Origin of the sequence: Terriglobus roseus, assembly GCF_900102185.1 — a bacterium.
Taxonomy (GTDB): domain Bacteria; phylum Acidobacteriota; class Terriglobia; order Terriglobales; family Acidobacteriaceae; genus Terriglobus; species Terriglobus roseus_A.
Genome location: NZ_LT629690.1, coordinates 652240 through 676840, shown reverse-complemented (window position 1 = coordinate 676840; position 24601 = coordinate 652240). Strand labels below are relative to the sequence as shown.

Here is a 24601-nt window from a genome sequence, read left to right as displayed (position 1 = left end):
ATCAAACCTGACCGGAAGCCCTGGCGCTGGTGGCTCTTCGGAGTAGCAGTGGTAACTGCCTGCCTCCTAATACTTGCCATCGCTCGCACTCCACGTTACTCAGCTTCAAGTCCTACACAAGCTAATGCAGTACCCCCCTCTACAAACAGCCAACAGGACACGATCCTTTTGGCAGCAGTCCGCCAGCGCAGTAGCGACAGCGCAAACGTGCCTGCTGTCTACACAGTGCATCACGCGAACGCAACACGTCTGCAAATCCTGCTGCCAGCCTCTGCACGGAGCGAGACCTTTACCGTGCAACTAGAAAATGAGCCCCCCATCCCCGACATTAGGCCTCAGGGTGCCATTGGTGGCTTATATCTCGAACTTACATTTCCCCCAGGTACACTCCACGAAATGCACTATCGGGTCACGCTCGACTCGTTATCCGAACACTACGAACTCTCCTTCCGCGTTGCGGTCGAATAATGCCCATGTGCGACGTGCTGCCGAATCGGAATAGGACGTCGAACGACTAAAACCCTCCCCCTGCAACGATGATCTTCAATTCAGAGTTCAAGCGATACCTTTGTCCTATATCCCTCCTCGTAAACTACGTATCAAATCGACATCGAGTCCTGGTTAGTCGAAGCTCTGATTACAGCCATCCGGCCCGTTTGAGCACTGAGCCAAAAGTATTCCAAAACACATTACTTGCTCATCAAACGCCGAACGGTGCCGGATAAAACCCTAGGACTCATGGAGAAATCGATGAAATTCCGTGATCGTAATGACGCCGCGAACCCTCTCGAGTCTGGCAACGCACTAAAGGACAAAAACTTCAGCAAGGCAACATTTCGAACGCTCTTTATCACCCTCGCCCTAATCGTTGGACAGGCTGTCGTTGCATATCTTTTCTTTGCCAATCGATAGCACACGAGTATCTGATGCTCTGTGGCTTTGCAAACACGACTAAATTCGTGTTGCTTCTGCCATGCTCGCCTAGTGCGGCTTCCAAATATGAGCTCAAGACACCCGCTCCGTTCATACGAAAGTATTGAACAACACCTTTGTCCAATAGCTGCTTCTCTCCTGCTTCTGGTGTGATCACTGCGTGGGTAACTGACATGAAAATCTTTCTTGGGCTGGAAAGGTAAGTAACAGCATGCAAAAACCGCAAACAGTCGTAGTGACAGGTGCCTCACAGGGTATCGGGGCTGCCACCGTGCGAGAGTTTCTAGCACGCGGGTATAACGTCGTCGCAACAGCAAGACACGCCACTACCGCCGGTTTCGCATCTGACTCCAAGCTGGCCACCGTTGACGGGGACATTGGTCTCGCACAAACAGCGAAGAACATCGCTGAAGTTGCGATTGGAAGGTTCGGGTCACTTGATCATGTTGTCAACAACGCAGGCATTTTCTCAACGAAACCTTTCACGGATTACACCATTGACGAGTTTCGATCGTTCGTATCGACAAACCTTGAAGGGTTCATACTCATTACTCAGATTGCCGTCACGCAGATGCTTCGACAAGGAACGGGCGGCAGCATTACAACCATCACAGCATCCCTTGCTCAAAACCCCATAGCTGGGGTCACCGCTTCCATTCCCATGATCACCAAGGGGGGCTTGGAGTCAGTCACTCTAAGCCTTGCGAGCGAATATGCGAAGTCCAATATCCGCTTCAATGCAGTCGCACCGGGAGTGGTTGATACTCCGCTCCATAAAGGCACTCCCAACGATGCCATGAAGTCGATGTCGCCGATGGGACAGATTGTGGAACCGGAAGACATTGCTAAAGCAGTCGTCTATCTCGCGGAAGCCCGACACGTGACAGGTGAAGTTCTCCATGTGGATGGCGGCGCACACTCAGGCAGATGGTGAGGCAAGATCAGATTCCAATCTGACGGACCATGAGTAGTTGATGGCTCCGTCACGCCGAGATCTTTAAACGTCGAACGCTGTCCCACACTTGACTCTGGCTATTGAGACAACAAACTGCTTCCAAGAAGTCGCGTGTTTAGCACATGGAGGAACAATGATCGCTCAAGCTATGGAAATACCAAGGTTGGAATTACACATACAACCGACGTGCGAAGCCTTTGATTCTGATGGCAGTACTCTTCCTAATTTCCAGCATGACTTCATTCACGGAGATGAGAAGAGACTTCTAGATCAATCCTTGTCCGGTTCCTCAGCTTGTTATCAGCATCTTGTCGATAGTGCAAGATCGGGATGCCCCATGGCATTCGGCGAACTTTGGGACATCCACTCCAAACGGCTATATCTCACCATTTTGAGAATCGTAAGAAATCCCTTTGATGCAGAGGATGCATTGCAAGATTCCTTCATACTCGCGTTCTCCGCGGTGCGTCGATTCGAAGGAAGGTCGAGCTTCCACACATGGCTTACCCGCATCGCTATCAATTCCGCACTCGGAATGTTGCGGCGGCGGCGGCGGCGTCCTGAAATGTCGCTGGAGGCTATGTCGTCGCCCGAAGATGATCGCTGGTCCGAGGGATTTCGAGATATTGCACCCGGGCCTGAGCAACTCCTTGATCGAAAACAGCAGCACGCCACTCTTATGCACGATGTCGATCAACTGCCTACTAGGCTCCAAGATGTCGTACAAACTCTTTTGATCGAAGATTGCACGGTTCGAGAGGCCGCGTGCCGTCTCAACATCTCATACGCGGCTGCGAAGTCGAGACTCTATCGAGCGCGCGTCATGATGCATGCAACAAACATGTAATCCAAAATGTGAAGACAACGACCTTGATAAAACGGCAACTCAGAAGATTACGGGTAGCATCAGTCCGGTTCTCCAAAATTGTGTTCATAAGCTCGTAAGGAAGAGTTAGCGCTGCGCTTCCGGTCTCCACGCGGCGGATCACCTGGGCGGGCTGAAAAAGGAAAGCAGTAGTAGGCGCCATCAAACCTAAGTGATGGTGCTTCCATTTTCAGGCGATGTAACAAGATGTCTTCGCCTTGGGATCTCGAAAATACTTTGATATTGATGCTGGGCAATTCATTGACTCAATATCTTAAGGATCTGTATCCAAAAGCGGACAAGACTGATGGCAAAGCTTCCTTTAGAGTTTGGCTATTCCCTATAAGGGCCAGTCGCGAAGAGATGAAAGAGGAAGTGATATGGAGCATTTAAACATCCAGATAAAACGGGTATATGCCCAACCCGCATTGGATGACGGTAAGCGAATACTCGTGGATAGACTATGGCCGAGAGGGATGACAAAAGCAAAAGCCAAGGTCGATTTCTGGCTGAAGGATGTCGCGCCAAGCCAGAGCCTTCGTAAGTGGTTTGATCACGATCCGCTGAAATGGAATGAGTTCAAAAAGAGATACCTGGAAGAGCTCGCAAGTCGGCTTGATGCTCTTACTTATCTTAAAGAAGAGTCAGTGCACGGCACGGTTACTTTGCTGTACGGCGCGAAAGACGAAGAGCACAACGAGGCCGTGGTCTTGCTACAACTTCTCCAGAAAAACAGAACACCTTGACGTTGAGCTAACCCGCAAGCAATCAAAAACACCGCAATCGTCATGGCAACGACACACACGGTGATGCATCACCTCAAAGATCCATGCAGTCTAGACGAGAGCAGCAACGGCATGCTTGGCCATCAGAATTCCTGTTCCCTGAGCCCCCTGAATTCGCCGCCAAATGACATCACGACATGCATGTTCGCATTGAGACAGGTCCGAACTTAGAATTCGCAACCGCTGCTAACATTTCGCAATTTGATTTTGGTCAAGTGCAACGCGAAGCTCTGTGTAAGCGCGAACGAGCTCGTCAAGTCGGAAGGATCGGTTTAGACCACTGGGATTCGGAAGCACCCACGTTTCGCATCCAGCAAATTGCAACTCCTGCCTTCCCCAGTGGACCAACGTACGCCTCACAATCGTTGAATAAGCAGGCTTCCCTAGGAATGCAACACACCGTGGAGAATAGCGCTCAAGCTTCGCCGACAATGTTGTCGCAATCCCCGCAAACTCATGTCGAGCAAGTTCATCCGCGCGCTTCGTCGGCCTTGCCACTGCAGTTGTCAGGCCTATTCCGTATTTCAGGACGGACCGATCGTTCTCTGACGTAATCAATTCGTTGGTGAAACCGGCAAGATAGATCGTCTTCCAAAATCGATTGCTACGATTCACAAAGTGATGGCCGCGCGTAGCTGACGTAAGACCAGGATTGATTCCGCAAAATACCACTCGCAAATTGGGCGCCAGAATGTCTTCAAGAACTAATTCGGCGCTGGCGGAGTTGGACAATTCGAATCTCCTATTGCTCGTTATTTAGAGATTGAATTGTGCTGGCCGTGCCGAATCAAGTATCGCTCCGGTGTAAGCCCACAGAAATCGCATCAACTCTCCGCGGCACTTTATTTCTGTCGGGCGTGAGTTGACAAGAACTGTCGTATTATCTGTGCAATTTCGTCCGCCTTCGTATCCAGTGCGAAGTGACCTGCATCAAGGACGTGAACCTCTGCATTCGGTACGTCTTTGCGATAGCGCTCCGGCTCACCGGGATCGAATGACAAGTCATGCTTTCCCCAGATCACAAGAAGACAGGGTTGATTCTTCTGCATCCAGGCTTGCCACTTGGGGTATGCGTCAACGTTGGTGCGGTAATCGTAGAACAAGTCACTTTGAATCTGTGCCTGGCCAGGACTATTCAAGAATGCATATTCATCCGTCCAGAGATCTGGATCGTAAAGCTCCACGTTCGGATCGTCTCCAACGTGGCGTGTCTTCGTCGCCGCCAACGAAAGCAGATTCTTTCGCATCGCCTCTTCTTGTCCGGAACGATCAGCCCAGAACGCACGACGGGTTACCCAGTTAACACCCAAGCCTTCGTTATGACTCACTGCGTCTTGAACGATGAGCGAATCAACCCGTTCTGGGTGCGCCAAAATCATGCGGAAACCCACCGGACCGCCGTAATCCTGCATATAAAGCGAGTAATGAGTCAGCCCAAGCGTTTGAGTAAAACGATCCATGACCTGAGCAATGCGATCAAATGTATAGTCAAACTGCTTTGGATCGGGCCAATCGCTATGGCCGAAGCCGGGATAGTCGGGCGCGATCAGATGGTAGTTATCGGCCAGTCGTTGGAATAGAGGTTGGAACATACGGGAGGATGACGGCAGCCCATGCAGCAGCAGAAGCGTCGGAGCGTCCTTCGGTCCGGTCTCTCTATAGAAGATGTTCAATCCGTCCACATTCACTGTGCGATAGAGTATCGGCTTGTGCATAGCGACATCCTTTCCTTGCGGTGTTAACGCTGGCGCGGTCGCAAACAAGATCGCGACGAATGCTGAAATCAAACGCGTCCAGTGCAATAGCGACATGTATCCTCCCTACTCTTTGAGTTCGAAGGTTGCTTCCAACTCAACCGGGACGCCAAGTGGAAGACTTGCGACTCCGATAACCGTGCGAACGGCCATACTCTCTTCTCCAAAGACATCACGAAATAGATCAGAGGCGCCGTCGGCGACTTTAGGATGATCGACAAAGTCCTGCGCTGCCACCATAAAAATCCCGAGTCGGACAACCCGCGATATTCGATTGAGTGTTCCCAGGTGATTCTGGGTTGCCGCAAGAGCACTCAAAGCCGCTATTCGGGCTGCTGCCTTTCCTGCTTTTGTATCAAGCTGTTTCCCGACTATTCCAACGCACGCTGGCCTGTGATCAATCACAGGGAGCATCCCGCTCAGAAACAGAAGATTACCGGTCTGCAGAGCTTCAACATAGGAACCAAATGGGGTCGGAGCACCCGGAAGCTGGATGTTGAGCTTTGCGAGACGGCTCTCAGGATCGCCTTGCTTTGTAACGCCCGAATCTGACATCGCGCCCTCCACCGCAACTAGTACGACAGAGAACCAGCCACCGCACAATTGGACGATGGTATTACTCCTGCTTTCGTATCGGAGTTAACCCTCTGCTTTGAATAGACATGGGCTTATGCCGCGCCTGATTCGGAGATATATACATCGCGAATTCCGCTACGAAGTTCAATCGTATCTGTCGCTTAGTAATTGCCGAATGGCATGCTCTTGAAGTCGCTCGCCTCAAACAAAAAAATCTTCCTAACCGCTTTCAAAACTCATTGTCTAATCGAGCGAATGGAACGGGACGAGTCAGCAGCCATCCAGCGTGTGCTTCGCGGTGATCGCGATAGCTATTGCCTGCTCGTGGAGCGGCATTATCCCGTTGCGTATCGCATGGCTTTTCGCATTACTGGCAATGCCGAGGACGCGGAAGAAGCCACGCAAGACGCATTCCTTCGCGCCTACCGCAAGCTGGAAAGCTTTCGGCAAGACAGTAACTTCTCAACCTGGGTAAACCGCATCGCAATGAATTCTGCACTCAATCTCGTGGAACGCCGGAGGCGGGACATCAGCCACGGAGCGCGTCAACTGGACGAACCTGCTGCACCAGGAACGCTTCCGCTACAGGTTGCCGACAGCCACGCAGGACCAGAGCGGCAGCTTCTGGATGCGGAGTCGGCGCGGTTGCGACAGAAAGCGATGGAAGCACTCACACCTATGGAGCGCACTGCATTCACCATGCGGCATATGGAAGATCTCTCGATTGCCGAGATTGCCGAGGCGTTGCGTGTTCCAACCAACTCCGCGAAGCAGGCGGTCTTTCGCGCAGTCAGCAAATTGCGCGCGTCGTTAGCTTCGCTTGCAGGAGGGATGCGATGAGCAATCAACATTGGCAAGACGACCTGCAAAATGACGAGCAGGAACTAACCGCCTATCACTTGGGCGAACCGTGCGATGAGAAGACAATACGCGCTCGCCTACAGACTGATGATGCATTTGCTGCGCTCTCTGAATCAATTCAGCGCACGCTCCGTGTCTTTTCTGCAGAGCCTGTACCTGCGCCGGATACTCATGCTGCTTGGCAGCATCTGCGCAACAGCCTTCCCGTTCTCGAACGCACCCAAAAGACGCGCTTCTGGCAACAGTTCGTACTTGTGCCCGCAGGCATCATCGCTGCTGTTTTGGTGGTCGCAGCATTCTTTGTGCCTCGTCTACTGCGCAAACCTGCGATGCCGGATGAAGCAGGAGTGATTCAGCTTCGACCTCCTGCAACGAACGTTGCCACACAAGATGTTTCGAACCACCTGGACAGTGCGGAACGTTGGCTCACCGTTGTGAATCATGCGACTGCGCCGCTAGACGAACAGACACAAGCGGAAGGCGAGCGACTACTCACCAGCAATGCTGTCTATCTGCGTGATGCGCGTAGTCGCGGCGATCTGCCGGATGCATTTGCCCTGGAACGTCTGGGCCGAGTTCTGACATCGGCACACAACGCCGGAGAGAGTGGAGTGCAACTTCGGGTGGAGATGAATACCGACGGCCTTTTGTTTGACCTGCGCATATTGCGCCAGAACCACAGCCATCTGACTGGAGAACCCCAATGAAACTCAACCTTCGCACAACATGCCTTCTGATTGCGTGCTGCACTACTCCGCTCATGCACGCAGCCACTGCCGAGCCGTCTGCCACAGTATCTGCAGAAGACGATTACACACGCGGCACACAAGCGTTAGATCAGCAGCGGTGGCAGGATGCCATTACCAGCTTTGACCGTGTTGTGGAAGCGAAGGGCAAAAAGGCGGATGCTGCCCTGTATTGGAAAGCGTATGCGTTAAACAAACTTGGCCGCGATGAGCTAGTAAGCAGCACATGCTCACAATTGCAAACGAGTTTTGCCAGCAGCAGCTGGAACAAGGACTGCGCTGCGCTTACTGTTGCACACGGTGCTTCCACCGCAGAAGCCAGGGCTGATCGAGACTCACGGCGCAGCACCGTCGGGTCCGATGCAGATCTAAAAGCCCTCGCATTGAACTCCCTGCTGAACCGAGATCCCGCGCAAGCGCTCCCTCTCGTTCGTAATATCCTTACCGGCAATAACTCACCAGAATTGAAACAAAGAGCTCTCACCATGCTCGCGCAGAATGCTTCACCGGATGCGCAGGCGCTGGTGCGGGATGTAGCGACAGGTAAGGTCGCTCCGGAAGAACAGAAACAAGCCATCCGGATGATGGGTGTCTTTCAAGGCAAGCGGGCCAATGACACTCTTGCAGAGATCTATCACTCGTCGAATGACCGTTCGATCAAGCGGACAGTGATCTCCTCGCTGTTCATCTCCGGTGATGCGCCACGCATGGTTGAGCTTGCGCGCAATGAAAAAGACCTCAGCTTGAAACACGACATCGTTTCCCAGCTTGCCCTGATGAAAGACAAGGCGGCAACGGATTACATGATGGAACTTCTGAAGTAAATACACCCGCAGCGATAACACTCCAGACATGCTCAAGGCATGTCCTGGACACCCCATGCCTTGAAGGAGGCACCATGCGCAAAATGATCTTGTTGTCCCTACTCGCTCTTCCACTCGCGGCGCAGCAGCCCAAAATTCAGAACGGACAATTCAGCGTTGCATCCACGTCAAATCTGACGAGTGAGATCAATACACTCAAGGCTTCGAATGCGGTCGCATGGGTGGCCTATACGATTCCGACTTCGCGCAGAATTCAGAACGGTTGGAACTCTGACAGCGTGGCATACCTTGAGGGCGATCACGACCGTGAAAGAGATGATCAGAACGACAGCACTCATGAGACCTATCGCGCCTTGCTTTTGCTTCGTATCGCCGATCATGCCGTACAAACTGTTCGAGTGGAAGATCCGGAACGCAAACTGGATGCAGGCGGAACAAAGGTAGAGTTTCTGCCAACCGTTGATCCTGCGCAAAGCGTGGCTACGCTGCAAGCACTGGCCGAAGGAGCCACGTCAAACAAACTGCGCGACAGCTCAATCTTCGCCGTCAGCCTTCACAGCTCGCCTGCTACTGTTCCTGCTCTCATAGCGCTTGCCTCTGCTAACCATGATCTTGCGGTCCGTGAAAAGGCAGCATTCTGGCTCAGCACACAGCACGGCAAAGAGGCATTGCCTACGCTCGATACCTGGCTGCGCGACGATAAGGATGATCGTTTTCGCGAGAAGCTCACTTTCGACCTTACGTTAACTCACCAGCCATCGGCCACGGACATTCTGATCCGCACAGCACATCAGGATGCGTCACCAAAGGTACGTAAGCAGGCGCAATTCTGGATGGCAAACATTGCTGGCAAGCGCGTCGCCGGAAGCCTGAGTGATGCAGCAGAAAACGACCCCGATGAGGGTGTGCGCAAATCTGCAGTGTTTGCTTTGTCAAGATTGCCGAACGGAGAAGGTACTCCGCGCCTGATTGAACTGGCGCAGAACAACAAGGACGCTGTCGTTCGCAAGCAAGCTGTCTTCTGGCTAGGTCAGTCCAACGATCCCAAGGCATTGGAGTACCTGACACAGCTAGTAAAGCGATAAGCCGTCAAGATGACCGTTCCATAAAGGAACGGCATCGTTAGAAGAAACAGAAAGGGGACAGACGAATCGTCTGTCCCCTTCTGTTTTCTCTCACGCCTGTGCTATTGCCTGTTGGCAGGAGGAGCAGGCTGTGTCGTATCTGCTGCGGGTTTGGTCGGAGTCCCTGCAGCAGTGCTGTTGTCAGTTGCAGGCTTGGCCGGACCGTTAACCTGATGCAGACGGTCAGGAAGACCATTGTCATCCAGCGGCGCTGGCTTCTCAACCGTCTTCTCCTGCAGGCGTTCCTTCGGTTCGCCCTTCTGACGCTTCGGCTTTTTCTTCTTGTCTGCCGTGCTGCCATTCAGACCGAGAGCACCGGATTGCACAGTCTTATCCTGCTTCTCACCAGAGGTTGCAGCAACCGGCGTCGCCTTGGCCTTTTCAATGACCTTGGCCTTCTGAACGCTCACCTTCTTCTGCTTTACTTCCACTTCGCGACTGGCGTAACGCGTCTTTGCCTGCTTCTCTGGCTTGGGGGCCATCGCATCCGTCTCATCCGGAGCATTCGCTGCAACGGTGTTCGTGGACTCCTGCAGTGGGCTAATGGCCTGTCCAGGCGCGGCGGCACTGGTGGCTGCGTTTGCTGCATCGCCATCGGCCGTGCCTTCCGGCAACGCAGTGCGCGGTGCCTGACCGTAGCGAACCTTTTCGCGCTTAATCTTCTTGGGCTTGCCGTGCTTGTCCAGCTCCTGCGTAGCCGGGGTTGCGGCAGCGAGAATCTGCGCACTCTTACGCGCATCCATACGTTGCTTTTCTACCTGCTTCTTTTTCGGAGCAGGCGGCACATATGCCGAGAACACAGGCTTCGTTTGCTTCGAGCTGGCGCCACTGTCCACGAATCCCTGACGCACATCCAGGTAAGCGTCTTCACGCAACTTGGTCAGGTACGTGCGCAGAGCAGGCTGAATCGCTTCCTGATACATCGCGTTCTGCACATCGCCTTCAATCTGATCCAGCGGCGGCGAGCCTGCCTGCTGATGCTCCGTAACCTTCAGGATGACGTAGCCCTGGCGGGTGCGGATGGGCTCAGTAAAGCTGCCCACGGGCAGCGGAAACGTCTTGTCTTCCAGCACTTGAGCCAACGCACCATGCTTAAACTGGCCCAGATCGCCGCCCTGTGCCGCAGTGGGGCCGCCCGACGAAGACTTAGCGGTGGCCGCAAAATCCGCGCCGCCCTTCAGCTTGTCGTAAATGGCCTGTGATGACTTCTGCGCTGCTTCAACCTGGGTATCGTCTGCGTTTGCAGCAGTAGGAACAAGGATTTCCGAGAGCCGCACCTGTTCGGGCTGGGCAAAGTCGGCCTTGTGCTGGTCATAATATTCGCGCAGAGCCGGGCCAGAGATCTTGCCACTCAGGCTACGACCCACTTCATCGCGGATCACTTCGCTGGTGACGATGTTGTTGCGGATGTTTGCCTTGAAATCCTCTACCGAAAGCCCCTGCTGACGAATGGCTGCTTCTAGCGCTTCCATTGACGGGAAGTTGTTCTGCTTGCGGATTTCGTCCATGCGACGAACGACTTCGGCATCCGGATTCAGGCCAAGTTCCTTGCCCTTCGACAGCAGCAATTGCTGATCGATGAGGTCACGGAGGAGGTTCTTTTGGCGCTCGGCGGGATCGCCCCCGTTGCCGCGGCTGGATGCAAGTTCCTGCTGCAACTGCTGCTCGGCACGTTCCACGTCAGACCGCGAAATGATCTGGTCATTGACACGAACCACAATGTCTTCCACCACCGTCGCATTCGGCGTGATGGAGGGCGTGACAGGCAGTGAGAACTGCGGCGTTGGTTCGGCAATCTGTTGGGCCTGCGGTACACCCGGCGACTGGTAACGCGGACGCGGCATGTTCTGCGGCGCGGTTTGCGCAACGGCCACGGCAGCGGTGGAGAGAAGAACTCCGGCATAAATACCGGCGCGGAACAGCCTGTTCAATTCGGTCATGCGTACCTGCGGAGAGACTTGGAAACGGGCACACTGACCCGCACGGTGTTAGACGAGCGAAAGTAAACCATCGTCATCGGCCAAACCATCTTCCCATTCTACAAGTCTTGGAGCAGATAAAGGGGATGCTGGAGCGTTTCGCCGGATAGAAATCGGCGGACGGCGTCGCCGCGCAGGGTGACATACCGGTGCTATACTCCGTCATACTCTGGAGCGCTCTTTGCGGTCTGGAGGAGTGGTCGAAGCAGCAAGCTGAGGTTCCGATACCGCATGTCCACACGCACCCGCCGCGCCGTAGTTTCTCTCTCGCTGTTCTTCGCCACGTGCGCGGTCGGCGGCTCGCTGGTGAACAACAGCGTGAACGCCCAGTCCACCACGGACGAGAGCGCAGTACGCGACAGCCTGCATCAGTTCACTGACGTCTACTCCCTGGTGGAGCAGAATTATGCGGACAAGCTGGACCAGGATCACGTCGACAAGATCATCTATGACGGCGCGATTCCGAGCATGCTCCACGTGCTGGACCCGCACTCCAACTTCTACGATCCAAAGGCTTACGCGCAAATGCGCGAGGACCAGCACGGCCGTTACTACGGCGTGGGCATGCACATCCAGCCGCAACTTAATAAGGACGGCGTGCAGCGTGTAGTCGTAATCGACACGTTCGACGGTTCGCCAGCTTTCAAATCCGGCATCCGCCCCGGCGACGCCATTCTGACCATCGACGGCAAGAATGCTGATGGCATGGATTCCCTCGCGGTCAGCAATCTGCTGAAGGGCGCCAAGGGAACGCACGTCACCGTTCAGATGTTGCGTGAAGGTCAGGACAAGCCCATTAGCTTCGATCTGGTACGCGATGAAATTCCACGCCCCTCAGTCGATCTGGCGGACTTTATCCGTCCGGGCATTGGTTATATTCATGTCACGCAATTCATGGAAACCACCTCGCATGAGGTGGGCGATGCCCTAGCCAAGTTTGGCCCCGATCTCCAAGGTCTGATCATCGACCTCCGCGGAAACCCCGGCGGCTTGCTGAATGAAGCCGTGGCCATGAGCGACAAGTTCCTGACCAAGGGAGACATCGTCGTCAGCCAGAAGGGACGCAGCTTCCAGGATGTTGTTTACCGTGCCAACCACGGCGAACAGGGCAAGCGTTACCCCATCATCGTTCTGGTGAACCGCAACACAGCATCGGCTGCGGAGATCGTCTCCGGTGCGTTGCAGGATCATGACCGCGCTCTGATCGTTGGCGAAACCACCTTCGGCAAGGGTCTGGTACAGACGGTTTTCCAGATCGCCGAAAACACCGGCCTCGCCTTAACGACCTATCACTACTACACACCGAGCGGACGCCTCATCCAGCGTGATTACAACGGTGTTTCGCTCTACGACTATTACTACGTTCGCAACGACGCCAAGCCAGCCGACAAGTCGAACCTTGAGGTAAAGCAGACGGATAGCGGTCGTACTGTCTACGGCGGTGGCGGCATCACGCCGGACGAGAAGATCGAGTCGCCTCGTGCGAACTCATTCCAGGGCACGATGCTGTCGCACGGTGTCTTCTTCGAATACATGAAGCGCTACCTCGCTCATCACACTGTATCGAAGGACTTCACCGTGGATGATGCCGTCATGGCCGACTTCAAGAACTATCTGAAGTCTGAGAAGATCGACTACACCGACGCCGACTTCAATACGAATCAGGCATGGCTGAAGACCAACATCCGTAGCCAGCTCTTCATCTCGCAGTTCGGCGCAAACGCCGGTTTCAAGGTTGCTCGCGACGAAGACCCGGCCCTCGCCAAGGCACTTACTTTCATGCCGGAAGCATTGGCGTTGGAAGAGCGCAGCGATAAGTCTCGCGAGACCAAGACAGCCAGCATCAAGTAATTCTTCACCAACATCATCAAGAGAAAGGCCGCCAGCTTTGGCGGCCCTTTCTCTTGGCGTTTTACTTACGAATCATCACGCTGCGAATGACAACAGGTGTTAGCGGACGGTTGTGTTCATCCCGCGGCACACGGGCGATGGCCTCAATACGTTTTATAGAAGCCTCGTCACACTGTCCGATGATGGTGAACCCGCCGTCTAGGCGATGCATGGGATGCTCTGAGAAAAACAGTTCGCTGTTATTGGTATCTTTGCCATTGTTTCCAAAGGCCAGGCGTCCCGGGCGGTCATAAGTAAGTCCCGGCGTGTCTTCATTCCTAAAGCGAAATCCAATATCGGTCGCGCCGCTTGGATCGTTGGTAATGTCGCCTGTCTGAATAACGAAATCCGGCAGAACTCGATCGAAGATCATGCCATCGTAGAAGCGCACACCATGCTCCACGGAATGCGTTTTAGGGTTCGTCCAATCCTTCGCTCCGTCTGCCAAACTCATAAAGGTCTGCACAGCAATAGGCGATTCCTTTTCAAACATACGGCAGGTCAGATTGCCCATGGAGGTATGAAAGACCGCCACGCGCCCGGTGGGTTCTGGCCCCTGCAGCTTCGCTTGCACAACGGGCGGCAATGGCGCTGGAGCCAACGGTGGCGGGACCGATGAACCATCGTCCACAATCGACACGCGAAGTAGTTTCACAGCTGCAGAGGGATCATTATCTGCTGACGTGAGTCGATGCGAAATCTCCTCCACGACCTTCACAGACGCTGCATCACACAAACCGAAAATGGAACGATTTGGAGAATCGGACTCTGCATTCGCATGATCCAGAATCGTGAACCGGGGAGTCATCTTCCCTTTCTCACCCACCATCGCGAGCAAGCCCGGCGCATCAAACTTGCGGTCTCCCGGATCTTCCAGCGGAGTGTCTCCAGCCGCCTTCACGACAACGCCGGGCCGCAAGCCACCGGATATGGCACCAGAGCTGCCACGAAGCACCGTACCGTCGTAGAAAGGTTTCCCACTACCACCATCCCATGCGATGGTGCCTTTCGCTAGGCCAACGAACATAGCGGTAGTCGCGGGCTTCTGATCTGCGAACAGGTGACAGTTAATACGGCCCATGGAAGTGTCCAACACCGCTGACTGTGCCATCGCGCTTGACGAAAGAGTCGTGACAAAAGCCACGGCAGTAAGAATCTGAAGGCGCATGGAAAAGGTATATCGCACCTCGCTCTTCTCCACTCATTGAATTATGTGTAGTCCTACACGGTCTTCCCTGTAGAGACCTCTATCGTTTGATCGAGCAAGCAACCGTACCGTGAGATGTGTACGCCTTCTCCTATTTTGAGTGGGCTTCTCGATACGAGATGAAGACCGAACGGCCATTCACGCAACGAATTCAGGACATCGTAAGCCATCGTGAAAACGGCATACGAAAAGGTGCGCGCCTTATTCTTGCCTATGCTCTGGCTGTGGGACTGTCTCTACTTTCCGCGCACAATATCCATCCCTCGCTCGCCTCCCCCGCAGCACTAAGCCTTTGCAGTGGACTCGCCTTATGGGCCTGCGTAAGCGAATCCGCCGTCGATAAAAGAACTTCCCTGCAGCATGCAGCACTGCTCGTTACGATCGGCACCGTTACAGCAGCCCTGCTGTTTTCGAGCACGAAATATCTCCACTACGGCCAACACTCATTTACCGAACTACCGCTAGTGTTAGGAGCGTTCTGCGTCGCCGGACTTCGGGTGTATGGAGATCTTGCCACCGGAATCGGTTCGCAAATCTACATCGGTCTCCTGCTTGCGCAGAGTAATATCGCAAACTTCTCCTGGACAGGCGATGGCCCCTGGATCTTTCTAATCGCGCTGACAGCAGCCACACTTCCGCAACTACTACTGCATGGAGACATGGAGATCACACGTGGACATGAGATACATCAAACAGAAAGCGCTGCCCAGCCCATGTGGTTAAACGCCTTTCTATTAGGTCTCCAATCAGCCATCCCTGCAATCCTGATACTGATGCTGGCCCCGGTCTTTCACCTACGCGAACCGTCCTGGGCAATTACGGCCGCTGCTTACGTGGTCTCGGCATATTCGTTGGGCACTGCGGATCGAATCCGTCGTCGGATCGTGGGCACCGTGATCGGTGTTCCTCTCGGCTTACTGTTCCTCGTCTTCGGCACAAAGGAACACCTCATCCTTTGGGGAGGAGTCGCAATCGGCATGCTGATATACGCACTCAGTCTTCCCGAACGCTATGACATTGCCTGTGCGGCCTACGCCTTTGTGCTAATGCTGACCATGATTGCCAGCGGCGAACGATCCGTCAGTCTTCTCGCTTCACGCGTTTGGGAGACTCTGCTCGGATGCGGCCTCGCCGCTCTCACGATGACGGGAATGTCATGGCTAAAGCGCAAACCTGCAGGATGGCTGCAGCCAGAAGCGCTTTAAAACAACTGGAGCGGGAGACCGGGATCGAACCGGCGACATTCAGCTTGGGAAGCTGACGTTCTGCCACTGAACTACTCCCGCTCAATACTATTAATAACTTACAACAATGCGGCACTTATCGATCCAAATCCTGGCCTACGAAGGTCCGCATCCCGACAAAAATAGGCTAGGAACCCCGGTGTAGGCAAAGCCCAGAAGAACACCCAGGCGAGGCTCTACCACCAGCCCTGAAGGTAATTACCGATTTATGATCAACGGTCCACGTATGGGGCGCGAAAATTTTCAATTGATCCGTTGACGCGGTTGGGTGAAGTAGTTGTGCTTCCATTAAATGGATGGATGAAGACTTGACGGTACATAGAAAACCTTTGCAAATGCGGAGATGCAGGAGTTAGGTACCGAGCCGCGATCATGACGTCTGATTCTTAGACAGAGGCTGGACCGCCAATCTCCGCTGAGGTGGATCGTCCCCTACGGAAGCCTCTCCGGCAAATCTGCTCGCGCGAATGTGAATCTGCTTTGAACGTTGTGAATCGATCTGCCTGAGCATCGAAGCGATCAAGTCCGTCCCACGTTGCAGCCCAAAGCGTCCCATCGTGATCCACCAGCAGCCGATAGACAACGTTGTTACTCAATGACGAGGGATCATTTTCCTTGTGTTGATATCTCGTCCACTTGCCATTCTTGGGGTCGAGTCGAAAGAGCCCGTTGTTCGACGTCCCGGCCCAGATGAATCCAGTATGATCTTCAACGATGCTGAGTACATCCAAAGGGGTACCAACGTTTACGCCCGCAAATTCTGTCCTATTTCCCGAAGGATCAATGCGATACAAAGCGACGCTTGTTCCAATCCATAAATTTCCGTGGCTGTCTTCGTAAAAACATCCAGCCCCATGCTCTCCTTCCTTCGAGCTCAAAGCCTGAAATGGCAGTGGGACAGGCGAGAAACGTTGCAAACCATTTCCAGGGAGTGATACCCATATGCTTCCGTCCCGATCTTCCAAGAGAGCCGTAACGCTATCTTGTGCGAGGCCGTAAGCATTGCCGGGAGTATGGGTGTAATTAACGAATCGATTGTGGTCGCGATCAAACCGCATCAAACCAGATTCTTGCTTCGCAAGCCAAAGAGTTCCATGCCGATCTTCCAGCATTGAAGCCACTCCGCTATAACCCGTACTGGATATATCGCCACCGTGAAACGAGTAGTAGGTGAGGATATTTTTCTCGCGATCGAATTTCGCCAGCCCGTTTCCTGTACCGTAAAGGATCCAAAATTCGCCTAGCCGATCCTCGTAAAACGACAGGTCGCGCGACGCCGTGTGGAGCGGGATGGACAACTTAACATGGCCGTTCTTGCGATCAAGCTCATACATTCCATAAGGCTCTCCGACCCAGAACCGCCCTGCCTTATCTTCGGCGGCAGAAACGACATGATTGTCTGGAAGGCTGTCGGGATCGTTCGGATCATGCGCATAGAGACGAAGCCTTCCAGTCTTCTGATCAAGTTGATAAAGCCCACGGTCCGTTGAGAACCACAAAAAGCCGTCGCGATCCTGGCTTATCTGTTTGACCTTCGGTACAGGAAAGTGAGTGAAGTTTTCGGTCTTCGGATCAAAGCGATCCACGGCTTGCTCGCAACCGATCCACAAGACACCGTCGCGATCCTTGAACAACGACTCTACATCCACGCCGCTGAGACTATTAGGGTTTCCCCTTTCGTGAAGAAAGACCTTGAATGTGTAACCGTCGAACCGGTTCAATCCATAAAGAGTTCCGAACCACATGAACCCTGCATCATCCTGCACCATGTTCATGACGCGGATTTGCGAAAGCCCTTCGGCGGTGGAGATATGAGAAAAGCGAATGTCATTGGCATGGTCAACGGGCAGTCTTAGGGGAACGGGACTAACGTGAACTTCCGGCCTCTCTCCATAGCAAGAGACCGAGCCAATCCAGAAAAACAAAAGGCTCAAGCTACCCAGAGCAAAAGGCGAGATTTGAAAGGGTACCCAACCTTTGATCACGTACAGACACTCGCTTTCTGTGCTCGGAAGCGTGCTCGTCGCAAAGAAGAGGCCTGCAAGCGGCGAGGTTACGAACCATGCTAGGAATGCTATACATCGCTACCTGCTTATCGGGATAGCGAATCAATACTCACCGCGATTCTAATAGGCGACACTGCTTCTCGGGAGGAAACAATGTTCGCTGCTGTTTAATCAAACGATCCAGTCCAAGCCTTGCTTCAATAAACGACTCAGGATGCGCTATAGGAGCCCAACGTGCGTTTGAAAGATGGGCCCCTGCAGAGTCAGGGAAGGCGGTCTTCATCTCTTCCATTGTCGGACTTGTCTCGGTACAGCCGGCCGTCGCATATCCCGTAAGCGAACGTGTATTGCAATCGATCCCTGAAGCGATGGACGAAGAGTTGAAGCCCTTAGGAATTCAGGTGCAAACGATCAATCCTAGCTCGTTTCTACCGACTTCAACGAAAGCATGGTGGAAGCTGGCATGCGCTGACTCAACGATGATGTGAATTTCGTTAAGCGTAATGAGGGCCCGACTTTCATCATTACTCGTCTGCATGTTTTGAATATCCATCGTTGGCCCTTCATACGTCTTCTTGATAAATCTTCCGGAACCCTCTTAACATCGATCAAAAAGAAGGGCGCTCCACTTAGAGCGCCCTTACGGTAAATGAAAAACGACTTACTTTACTGTCAGAGTCACATTTTGGGAACGACTAATTGAGCCGGTCGTGGCGGTCACGGCGATGGAGTAAGTACCAGCTGGAGTCATGTTGACTGTTGTCCCCCCACCTGTTCCTCCTCCTCCGCTGCCGCCTGTTCCGCCCCCACCGGTGCCTCCTCCGCTGCTACCACCATTGCTGGAAGATCCACTCCCCGAACCGGAACATCCAGCGGTAAACATCAGCCCAACGCTGAGGAGTGCCAATACAACCCGAAGCGCTCCGGTAAAACCTGATCGCCGCCGTGCAGCCGCCCAAAGTCCCCAGCCGCTCAAGAGGGCTAACGATACAGCTCCTCGCAGACCATTGAAAGATACTACGTTTGAAGTTACCGTCTGCTGAGTGCTAATGGACAGGTTCACAACTGTGAGAGCCGACCCGAGAGTGAAGGACGGTGGGTCAAAAGTACAGGTGGCATATTGTGGAAGATTGCCACATGACATTGTCACAGTATCTTGAGAACCTACCGACTGGGACACCGAAAACGAATAAGCTGCAGGTTGCCCAGCGGTAACGGTCGCCGCTGGTGTTCCCGCGGAGCCCCCCGCCCCTCCAGAGATGCTGAAATCACCGCCTGTTCCTGTAAGTGTTACAACCCGCGATAACGGTGCAACATATCCATATGGAAAGGTGCCCTGCGTCGCTGAGCGCTGTGGAACGAGCGTTAATATTGCAGTCTTCGTTCCAGTGGACGCCGGATTGAATTTGAGATGCAGTGTACAACGGGTGGCCGTTGCGATCGAAGCGGGGCAGTCGTTGCTATAGCTGAACTCGGATGCGTTCGTTCCTGAGAGTGTGCCGTTCAAGCCGAACGCGAAACCATCTGCGTTGGTTAGAGATATTGTCTTTTCGGATGAAGTCTGTCCGGCAATGATGCTGCCGAAGTCCACTGATGTCCCCTCAAGACTAAATGCATCGATTCCGTTTGCGGTGTAGGTAATCCGCTGACGTGCTGGTGCGAGGATAGCTGGCATGGAACCGTCGCCCTGCAGCACGCCAAAGACCAGCGCATTTGAGATAGCACCCAGGCGCGTGGGAGCAAGAGCCAGTGTGAATGTGCAGCTCTTCCCGGGCGCCAAGGTCCAAGAGCCACTCGCTTGTCCACAGTCTGTGCTGAACTGGAATTGCCCAAGCGCTAAGTCGGTGGAATCGAAACGCACACCGAGCTGATCCAGCGTTATATCGCCCGTATTCGTGAACGTGGTAGTGGCGGAGCCACTCGCACCCACAACGATATCGCCGTAGGTGAACGTGGAATTGGAAACGCCTACGCCAATGCGGGCGCCAGTGCCTGTCAATGTAAGTTGTTGCGAGACTGCGCCGTTCGCAGAGATTGTCAGTGTCGCAGTCCGGGAACCAACAGCCTGGGGCGAGAACGTCACAATTACGTAGCATTGTGAGCCAACAGGCAACGTGTCGGTGAAGCAATCGACCGAACCGGGGAAGTCTGCACTATTCGTGCCGGAGACAACCGCCTTAAGGCCAGAGAGAGGAATATCTCCGGAATTCGTAACGTAAGTAGCAACAATCTGCTTGAGCAAACCTACACCCACTACGCCAAAATCCGGAGTGGATCGCGAGAGGGTAAACGCGGGAGTACTTCCGCTGCCGGACAGAGCAGCCGATACGGGAAGTGCCACCCCTGCCTGGTTGACGATCAACGAAGCGGATTTTGTACCTGTGCTGCTGGAAGTAAAGGTGACGCTCGCTGTGCAACTTGCTCCGGAAACCAGCGTAGTCAGGCAATTGTTAGCTTGTTTAAACAGAGTGGCATCCGTCCCCGTAACAGCCAATGTCAGATCGTGAATATCTGCGCCACTGGTGTTCGTAAGCGTGATGGCCTGTTGTGTTGAGGTGGAGTTCACAGCCTGCACCGGGAAAGTAAGCGAGGCGGGAGAGAACGTGATCGGAGCGCCGATCACCTGGAAGTTAAAGTTGGCGCCCGTGAGTCCGGTGCCAGCATTCTTCACGCTGAGTTTGCCAATGCTGGCGGTATTCAGATCGTCGGCGGTAAGTTGTACCTGCAGTGAGGTCGCGCTGGTATAGGTCGTAACGCGAGGGCTACCGTTCCATGAGACGACTGCATCTGCATCAAACCCGCTTCCCGTAAGCGTGATCGTGGTGGCAGGGGAGGTTGCGGGCAGGTTCGCCGGCGAGGTGCTTAGGATCGTTGGCCCTATAGGTGTTCCTGGAGTACCCATGCTGCTGCGGAACAGGATCAGATTTGTGGCGTAGGCAGGATCTCCGGATGAACTGCCCGTCAGGTTGTTTCCAAAAGCGAAATAGTCCCCAATCGAATGCACTAACCAATAAGCTTCGCTTCCCATCGAAGGAAAACTGACATAGCCCACACGTTGAAAGGTAGACGAGTCGAAGCTAACCACTGCTGGAGCCGAAACATCTGGTAGGCCACTGGCGAGAAAGAAGGTGCGTTTGATAGATGGATCTGCGTAAATCGTGGTCGATGTGCTGCTGGAAGAATAAGTACCCAAAAGCTTGCTCGCTCTCGGGTCCCACACTTGGCCAGAGCTGGTGTACAACAGCGAACCGTCCGTCGCCATGGAATAACCAGTGGTGCCGGTGCAGCAGAAGGATGGGTTCAAACTCACAAATCCGGTGGGAAACACCGCGTAGTTTGTGAAGTTGCTGCCCGAGAGAGCATAGAGCGTCTGCCCAACGAACTGGAACGAATCGAGCGACCAAGCAGAGGAGCCAAATCCAACGGAGTGGTACTCAACCAGTCCGGAGTCGTTGAAAAGAGCCAGGCCATTCTCTGAGGGAGAACCATTGATCACTAGCGTGGCAACAAGCAGTTCGGGATACCCCGGAACCGCATGCATATCCTGAATGCCCGTAGACGACCCAGGAAGCGTAAAGGTACGGTCCACCATACCTGTTGTCAGATCGATGCGCTGCAGTTGGCCGGTCACTCCGTACAACTGGAAAGGCGACACGTAGAGATAGTGACCGTCGTCTGACAGGGCGAGGCGCGCGGGATTCTTTAATACTGGGATTGGAGTACCCGCGGTGCCTGTCGTGGGATCGATCGGCACGATCGTGTTGGGATTTGTGGTGGAGAGATTTGGAATGGCCGCGAAGATTTTTTGGGACTTCGGATCATAGACCATATTGCTGTGTGTCAATGGAACAACATGAAAGGTCGTTAGTGACAGTGTGTTGCTAGCGCCACCGGGAGCGGGGTTCACCACCTGTACGGGGAACTCGCCCAGTGATCCCAGTGCGGCAGGATCCAGCTTGAATTGCAGCGTGGTAGATGACTGTTGAGTAATGGCGACGCTTTGGCCATTTACGTACAACTGCGTGGTTGGGAAGAAGTTCGATCCGTACAGTGCCAGGATTGCTATGCCACCGTCGAGAGAGATGCTTCCGCTCGACATTCCGGTTAGCGTCGGCGCGGGGTACTGATCCACCGCGGTTGCAGACAACGTGAACGTTACTGTGGGTGTTTGGGGATCATTGGTATATAGGGTCAGTGCACCTGTAAAAGTTCCCGCAGTTGTGGGTGTGAAGCTTACGGTGTAACTGCAAAGACCATTGATGGCCACTGGTTTGTCACAGGTCGTTGTGGTCAACGTGAACGCACCCGTAAGTGTGGTCCTGGTCGTATCGATCACGAGGGGGGCAGTTCCTCTATTCAGCACAAATCCTCCCCCCAACTGAGCAGCAGTACCTACCACGGCAGGTTGAAACGAAATGTACGGAGATGGGACATACACCTGCGGTACGGTCGCGGTGCCGCTGATCAGATGTTGCGTCCCGCCCATGGGAGCGTTGGTCGCGAAAGAAATTGTCCCGGAGAAGATTCCTGCCGTGGTCGGGGTGACCGTGTACTTCACGCTGCAGGACGCGCCAGCAGCGAGCGTTGCGGGGCACGTAGATGCTGAAGTCAGTGCGAACATCGCGGGCTGAACGCTGACAGAGGAAACATTGAGTTGCGCGTTTCCGCAATTCACAATGTCCAGCGTTCCATTGCCGGTTTGTCCTACCTGCACCACGGGCCTTGAGGCATTCGCGAAGCAGACCGCAGGACCTGGGCTATCCGCATCGATGCGGGCCGCGAAGCCATAATTGTACGTATAGTTCGGCGGAGGGGCAGTGACTGTTCTTACCGCTGCGCCATCGGTTGTGGGGAAAGTCTGTGATGCAATGCCAGAGACATGTGCATGACCGTCCGCATCAAGTGCTATGCCGCGAAGCTGAGAAGAACCTACCGTGTCGTTCACGTAGCTGGCAAAGTTCTGGTTGTGCAACGATGAATCGAAACGCGCGACGAACCCAGTGGGGCCGTACGTCGAGGTCAGGACAGATTGCAAGGCCGGTGTCGTGGTCGAAATGTTACCGTAATAAGTCGTTCCGGCAATCCAGACATTTCCACTTGCATCCTGGGCGATGCCACTCATGGTCGTGGTGGTAGATGTGGGGCCGTACATGCTGGAGTACAACAGTTGTGACCCATCTCCGCTAACCTTCGCAAAGAAGGCGCTTGCTCCGCCGGCTGATTGTGTGGGGCTGTTTGAGGCGTACGCATCGGTGGTGACTGGGAAGTTGTAGTTCGGTGAACCGGTCAGCAGGACATTGTTGTCGCTAGTCAGGGTCATGGCACCTGCCTTCCCTGTACCCACTAGCGTAGAACTCAGTATCTTGCTTCCGTCCGCAGCAATCCGGGCAACGAAAGGTGCATTCTGTGATGGACTGATCAGTTGGGTTTGATAAGCATTCGCTGTTGTAGGCCAGGGCGTGAAGTTCGCGCTGTCGGTATAAGTCGAACCAACCGTACCAGCGATGTAGATCAATCCAGATGAGTCTACGGCGATGCCTGCAATTCCCACGCCGCCGGATGCGCTGCCTGATGCGCCGAGTAGCGCGCCGAAACCAAGTGTTCCTGTGGATGACAGTTTCAGCAGAAAGATTCCGGTGTGTGTGTAACTGGGTACAAACGCTTGCACTGCGCCGGACGTAACAGGAAGGAACGGAGATTCAGACGTTCCGGTGACAAACACATCGCCTTGTGCGTTTGTTGTCACTGCTTGCGGATAGACCGTTGCACCTTGAGATGCAGAGGAACTGCCTCCAAGCCGGCTTGAGAAGTTCAGCGCAGAACCGTCCGCGGTGAGCGAAAGAAGAAAACCATCAAACAAGCTGGGAACGCCTGCTGCGATGGGGTTCTTCATAGGGAAGTCTTTGGCGTCAGTAGTTCCGGTAATGATGGCATTCCCATTCGCATCTATCACCAGTGCCATCGGCGCGTCATTGTTCTGAGAATTGTATGCGGAAATACTGCCACCAAAGAAAGTGGTGTACAGAGCCACACTGCCCGTGGTGTTCAGCTTGGTAATGAAAGGCGTCAGCTTGTTGGTTCCAACCATGCAGGTGACGCATGCCGGGGTGGAGGTGCTACCGGGGAAGGTCGATGGCGCTTCTCCAATAATGTAAGTGTTCCCAGTCGAATCAAGGGCCAGTGCATTTACATATATCGACGCGTCACCTAAGAAGGTGGAGTAATCCAGAACAGGATCGATAACCAGCGGTTGGGAATGGTCATAACTGCCGACCGTGAAGCGAACGTTATTACCGGAGAGGGCGAACTGTACGGGGATATCGCTTCTTATGCCGTGACGTGATTGGTAGGCCAAGGGCTTATGGAGAGTGACGACGCTCTTGTCCAGAGACAAAAGGAGGTCGCCATTGGATAGAACCCGAACCTCGCGGCTTCCTCGGAAGCGCATGTCGATCGTGGCCGGATCCGCTCCTGGCTGCACGATGAAGTCATGTTCCAGGCGAGAGCCGTTGCCGTAATAAGTGAGATCAATGCCGGAATAGACGTTAGCGTAAGTCAGTCTTCCGTAACGAGACACATGGGTTCGCCATTCCGACGTGTTGCCGATCAGATAGTTCGCGTCGCCATTCTGCTTTTCCGAGACGGTGGATTCGGCCTTTGCGCTAGCGTTACCGAGTTGGACGGACAGCAACTCTGATTTTCCCTTCGCGGAAGGGAGAGCGATCTGTAGCTCGGTGGGTCCAACTTTTGCGATCATGACGCCAGACCGAATCAGATATTCGTCCTGGGCAGAGCCAGAAGACTCAAATGTCAGTGGGAGACTCTGTAACTGGGTCGATCCTGCCGAGGCTG

18 protein-coding genes and 1 tRNA gene are annotated in these 24601 nt (G+C 54.0%); 11 read left to right on the top strand and 8 right to left on the bottom strand.

Annotated features, from left to right (window positions below; translation table 11 throughout):
• Positions 1–168 precede the first annotated feature (168 nt).
• The 4 genes from BLT38_RS20415 to BLT38_RS03095 all read left to right on the top strand — a co-directional run bounded on the left by BLT38_RS20415 (position 169) and on the right by BLT38_RS03095 (position 3499).
• A complete protein-coding gene (locus BLT38_RS20415) occupies positions 169–468 on the top strand; it encodes a hypothetical protein (RefSeq protein ID WP_156784990.1) in 300 nt (99 codons plus the stop codon).
• A gap of 676 nt (positions 469–1144) precedes the next feature.
• A complete protein-coding gene (locus BLT38_RS03110) occupies positions 1145–1867 on the top strand; it encodes an SDR family NAD(P)-dependent oxidoreductase (protein WP_083343869.1) in 723 nt (240 codons plus the stop codon).
• A gap of 154 nt (positions 1868–2021) precedes the next feature.
• A complete protein-coding gene (locus tag BLT38_RS03105; RefSeq protein WP_083343868.1) occupies positions 2022–2735 on the top strand; it encodes an RNA polymerase sigma factor in 714 nt (237 codons plus the stop codon).
• Positions 2736–3133: 398 nt separating this feature from the next.
• Positions 3134–3499 (top strand): DUF488 domain-containing protein, encoded by a 366-nt coding sequence (locus tag BLT38_RS03095; RefSeq protein ID WP_083343866.1) that lies wholly within the window; start codon positions 3134–3136, stop codon positions 3497–3499.
• A 225-nt stretch (positions 3500–3724) separates the two neighbouring features.
• On the opposite strand, the gene mug is transcribed toward BLT38_RS03095, so the two are convergent.
• The 3 genes from mug to BLT38_RS03080 form a co-directional block, all read right to left on the bottom strand.
• Positions 3725–4270, bottom strand: coding sequence for a G/U mismatch-specific DNA glycosylase (gene mug, locus BLT38_RS03090; protein ID WP_083343865.1), 546 nt, complete (start codon positions 4268–4270; stop codon positions 3725–3727).
• 110 nt (positions 4271–4380) lie between these two features.
• Positions 4381–5349: an alpha/beta fold hydrolase gene (locus BLT38_RS03085; RefSeq protein WP_231966706.1), complete on the bottom strand. Its 969-nt coding sequence runs from the start codon at positions 5347–5349 to the stop codon at positions 4381–4383.
• 9 nt (positions 5350–5358) lie between these two features.
• Positions 5359–5847 (bottom strand): RidA family protein, encoded by a 489-nt coding sequence (locus BLT38_RS03080; protein WP_083343864.1) that lies wholly within the window; start codon positions 5845–5847, stop codon positions 5359–5361.
• 276 nt (positions 5848–6123) lie between these two features.
• On the opposite strand from BLT38_RS03080, the gene BLT38_RS03075 reads away from it, so the two are divergent.
• The 4 genes from BLT38_RS03075 to BLT38_RS03060 all read left to right on the top strand — a co-directional run bounded on the left by BLT38_RS03075 (position 6124) and on the right by BLT38_RS03060 (position 9384).
• A complete protein-coding gene (locus tag BLT38_RS03075; RefSeq protein WP_083343863.1) occupies positions 6124–6708 on the top strand; it encodes an RNA polymerase sigma factor in 585 nt (194 codons plus the stop codon).
• Positions 6705–7436: a hypothetical protein gene (locus tag BLT38_RS03070; protein ID WP_083343862.1), complete on the top strand. Its 732-nt coding sequence runs from the start codon at positions 6705–6707 to the stop codon at positions 7434–7436. Before BLT38_RS03075 ends, BLT38_RS03070 begins: the two co-directional genes overlap by 4 nt.
• Positions 7433–8299 carry a HEAT repeat domain-containing protein gene (locus BLT38_RS03065; protein WP_083343861.1) on the top strand — a complete coding sequence of 289 codons (867 nt, stop codon included), beginning with the start codon at positions 7433–7435 and terminating at the stop codon, positions 8297–8299. Before BLT38_RS03070 ends, BLT38_RS03065 begins: the two co-directional genes overlap by 4 nt.
• A gap of 74 nt (positions 8300–8373) precedes the next feature.
• The gene (locus BLT38_RS03060) at positions 8374–9384 is read left to right on the top strand and encodes a HEAT repeat domain-containing protein (RefSeq protein ID WP_083343860.1); all 1011 of its coding nucleotides are present in this window, start codon (positions 8374–8376) and stop codon (positions 9382–9384) included.
• 101 nt (positions 9385–9485) lie between these two features.
• Here the strand turns inward: BLT38_RS03060 and BLT38_RS03055 are convergent, their stop codons facing one another.
• Complete coding sequence (locus tag BLT38_RS03055; protein WP_083343859.1) at positions 9486–11363, bottom strand: peptidylprolyl isomerase; 1878 nt, start codon at positions 11361–11363, stop codon at positions 9486–9488.
• Positions 11364–11633: 270 nt separating this feature from the next.
• Between BLT38_RS03055 and BLT38_RS03050 the strand changes: the two genes are divergently transcribed.
• On the top strand, positions 11634–13253 hold the full coding sequence (locus BLT38_RS03050; protein WP_083343858.1) for a S41 family peptidase: 1620 nt from the start codon (positions 11634–11636) through the stop codon (positions 13251–13253).
• Between the two features lie 61 nt (positions 13254–13314).
• Here BLT38_RS03050 and BLT38_RS03045 read toward each other — a convergent pair whose 3' ends face one another.
• Positions 13315–14478 (bottom strand): peptidylprolyl isomerase, encoded by a 1164-nt coding sequence (locus BLT38_RS03045; protein ID WP_172838123.1) that lies wholly within the window; start codon positions 14476–14478, stop codon positions 13315–13317.
• 140 nt (positions 14479–14618) lie between these two features.
• On the opposite strand from BLT38_RS03045, the gene BLT38_RS03040 reads away from it, so the two are divergent.
• On the top strand, positions 14619–15704 hold the full coding sequence (locus BLT38_RS03040) for an FUSC family protein (RefSeq protein ID WP_083343856.1): 1086 nt from the start codon (positions 14619–14621) through the stop codon (positions 15702–15704).
• A 6-nt stretch (positions 15705–15710) separates the two neighbouring features.
• Here BLT38_RS03040 and BLT38_RS03035 read toward each other — a convergent pair.
• Both BLT38_RS03035 and BLT38_RS03030 read right to left on the bottom strand, forming a co-directional pair.
• Positions 15711–15785 (bottom strand) — tRNA-Gly (locus BLT38_RS03035).
• 344 nt (positions 15786–16129) lie between these two features.
• Positions 16130–17518 carry a ligand-binding sensor domain-containing protein gene (locus tag BLT38_RS03030; protein ID WP_083343855.1) on the bottom strand — a complete coding sequence of 463 codons (1389 nt, stop codon included), beginning with the start codon at positions 17516–17518 and terminating at the stop codon, positions 16130–16132.
• 332 nt (positions 17519–17850) lie between these two features.
• Between BLT38_RS03030 and BLT38_RS21080 the strand changes: the two genes are divergently transcribed.
• Positions 17851–18237 (top strand): SDR family NAD(P)-dependent oxidoreductase, encoded by a 387-nt coding sequence (locus BLT38_RS21080; RefSeq protein WP_083343854.1) that lies wholly within the window; start codon positions 17851–17853, stop codon positions 18235–18237.
• 173 nt (positions 18238–18410) lie between these two features.
• On the opposite strand, the gene BLT38_RS03020 is transcribed toward BLT38_RS21080, so the two are convergent.
• Entirely contained in the window at positions 18411–24506 is a 6096-nt protein-coding gene (locus BLT38_RS03020) for a choice-of-anchor D domain-containing protein (RefSeq protein ID WP_083343853.1), read from the bottom strand.
• Positions 24507–24601: the final 95 nt, after the last annotated feature.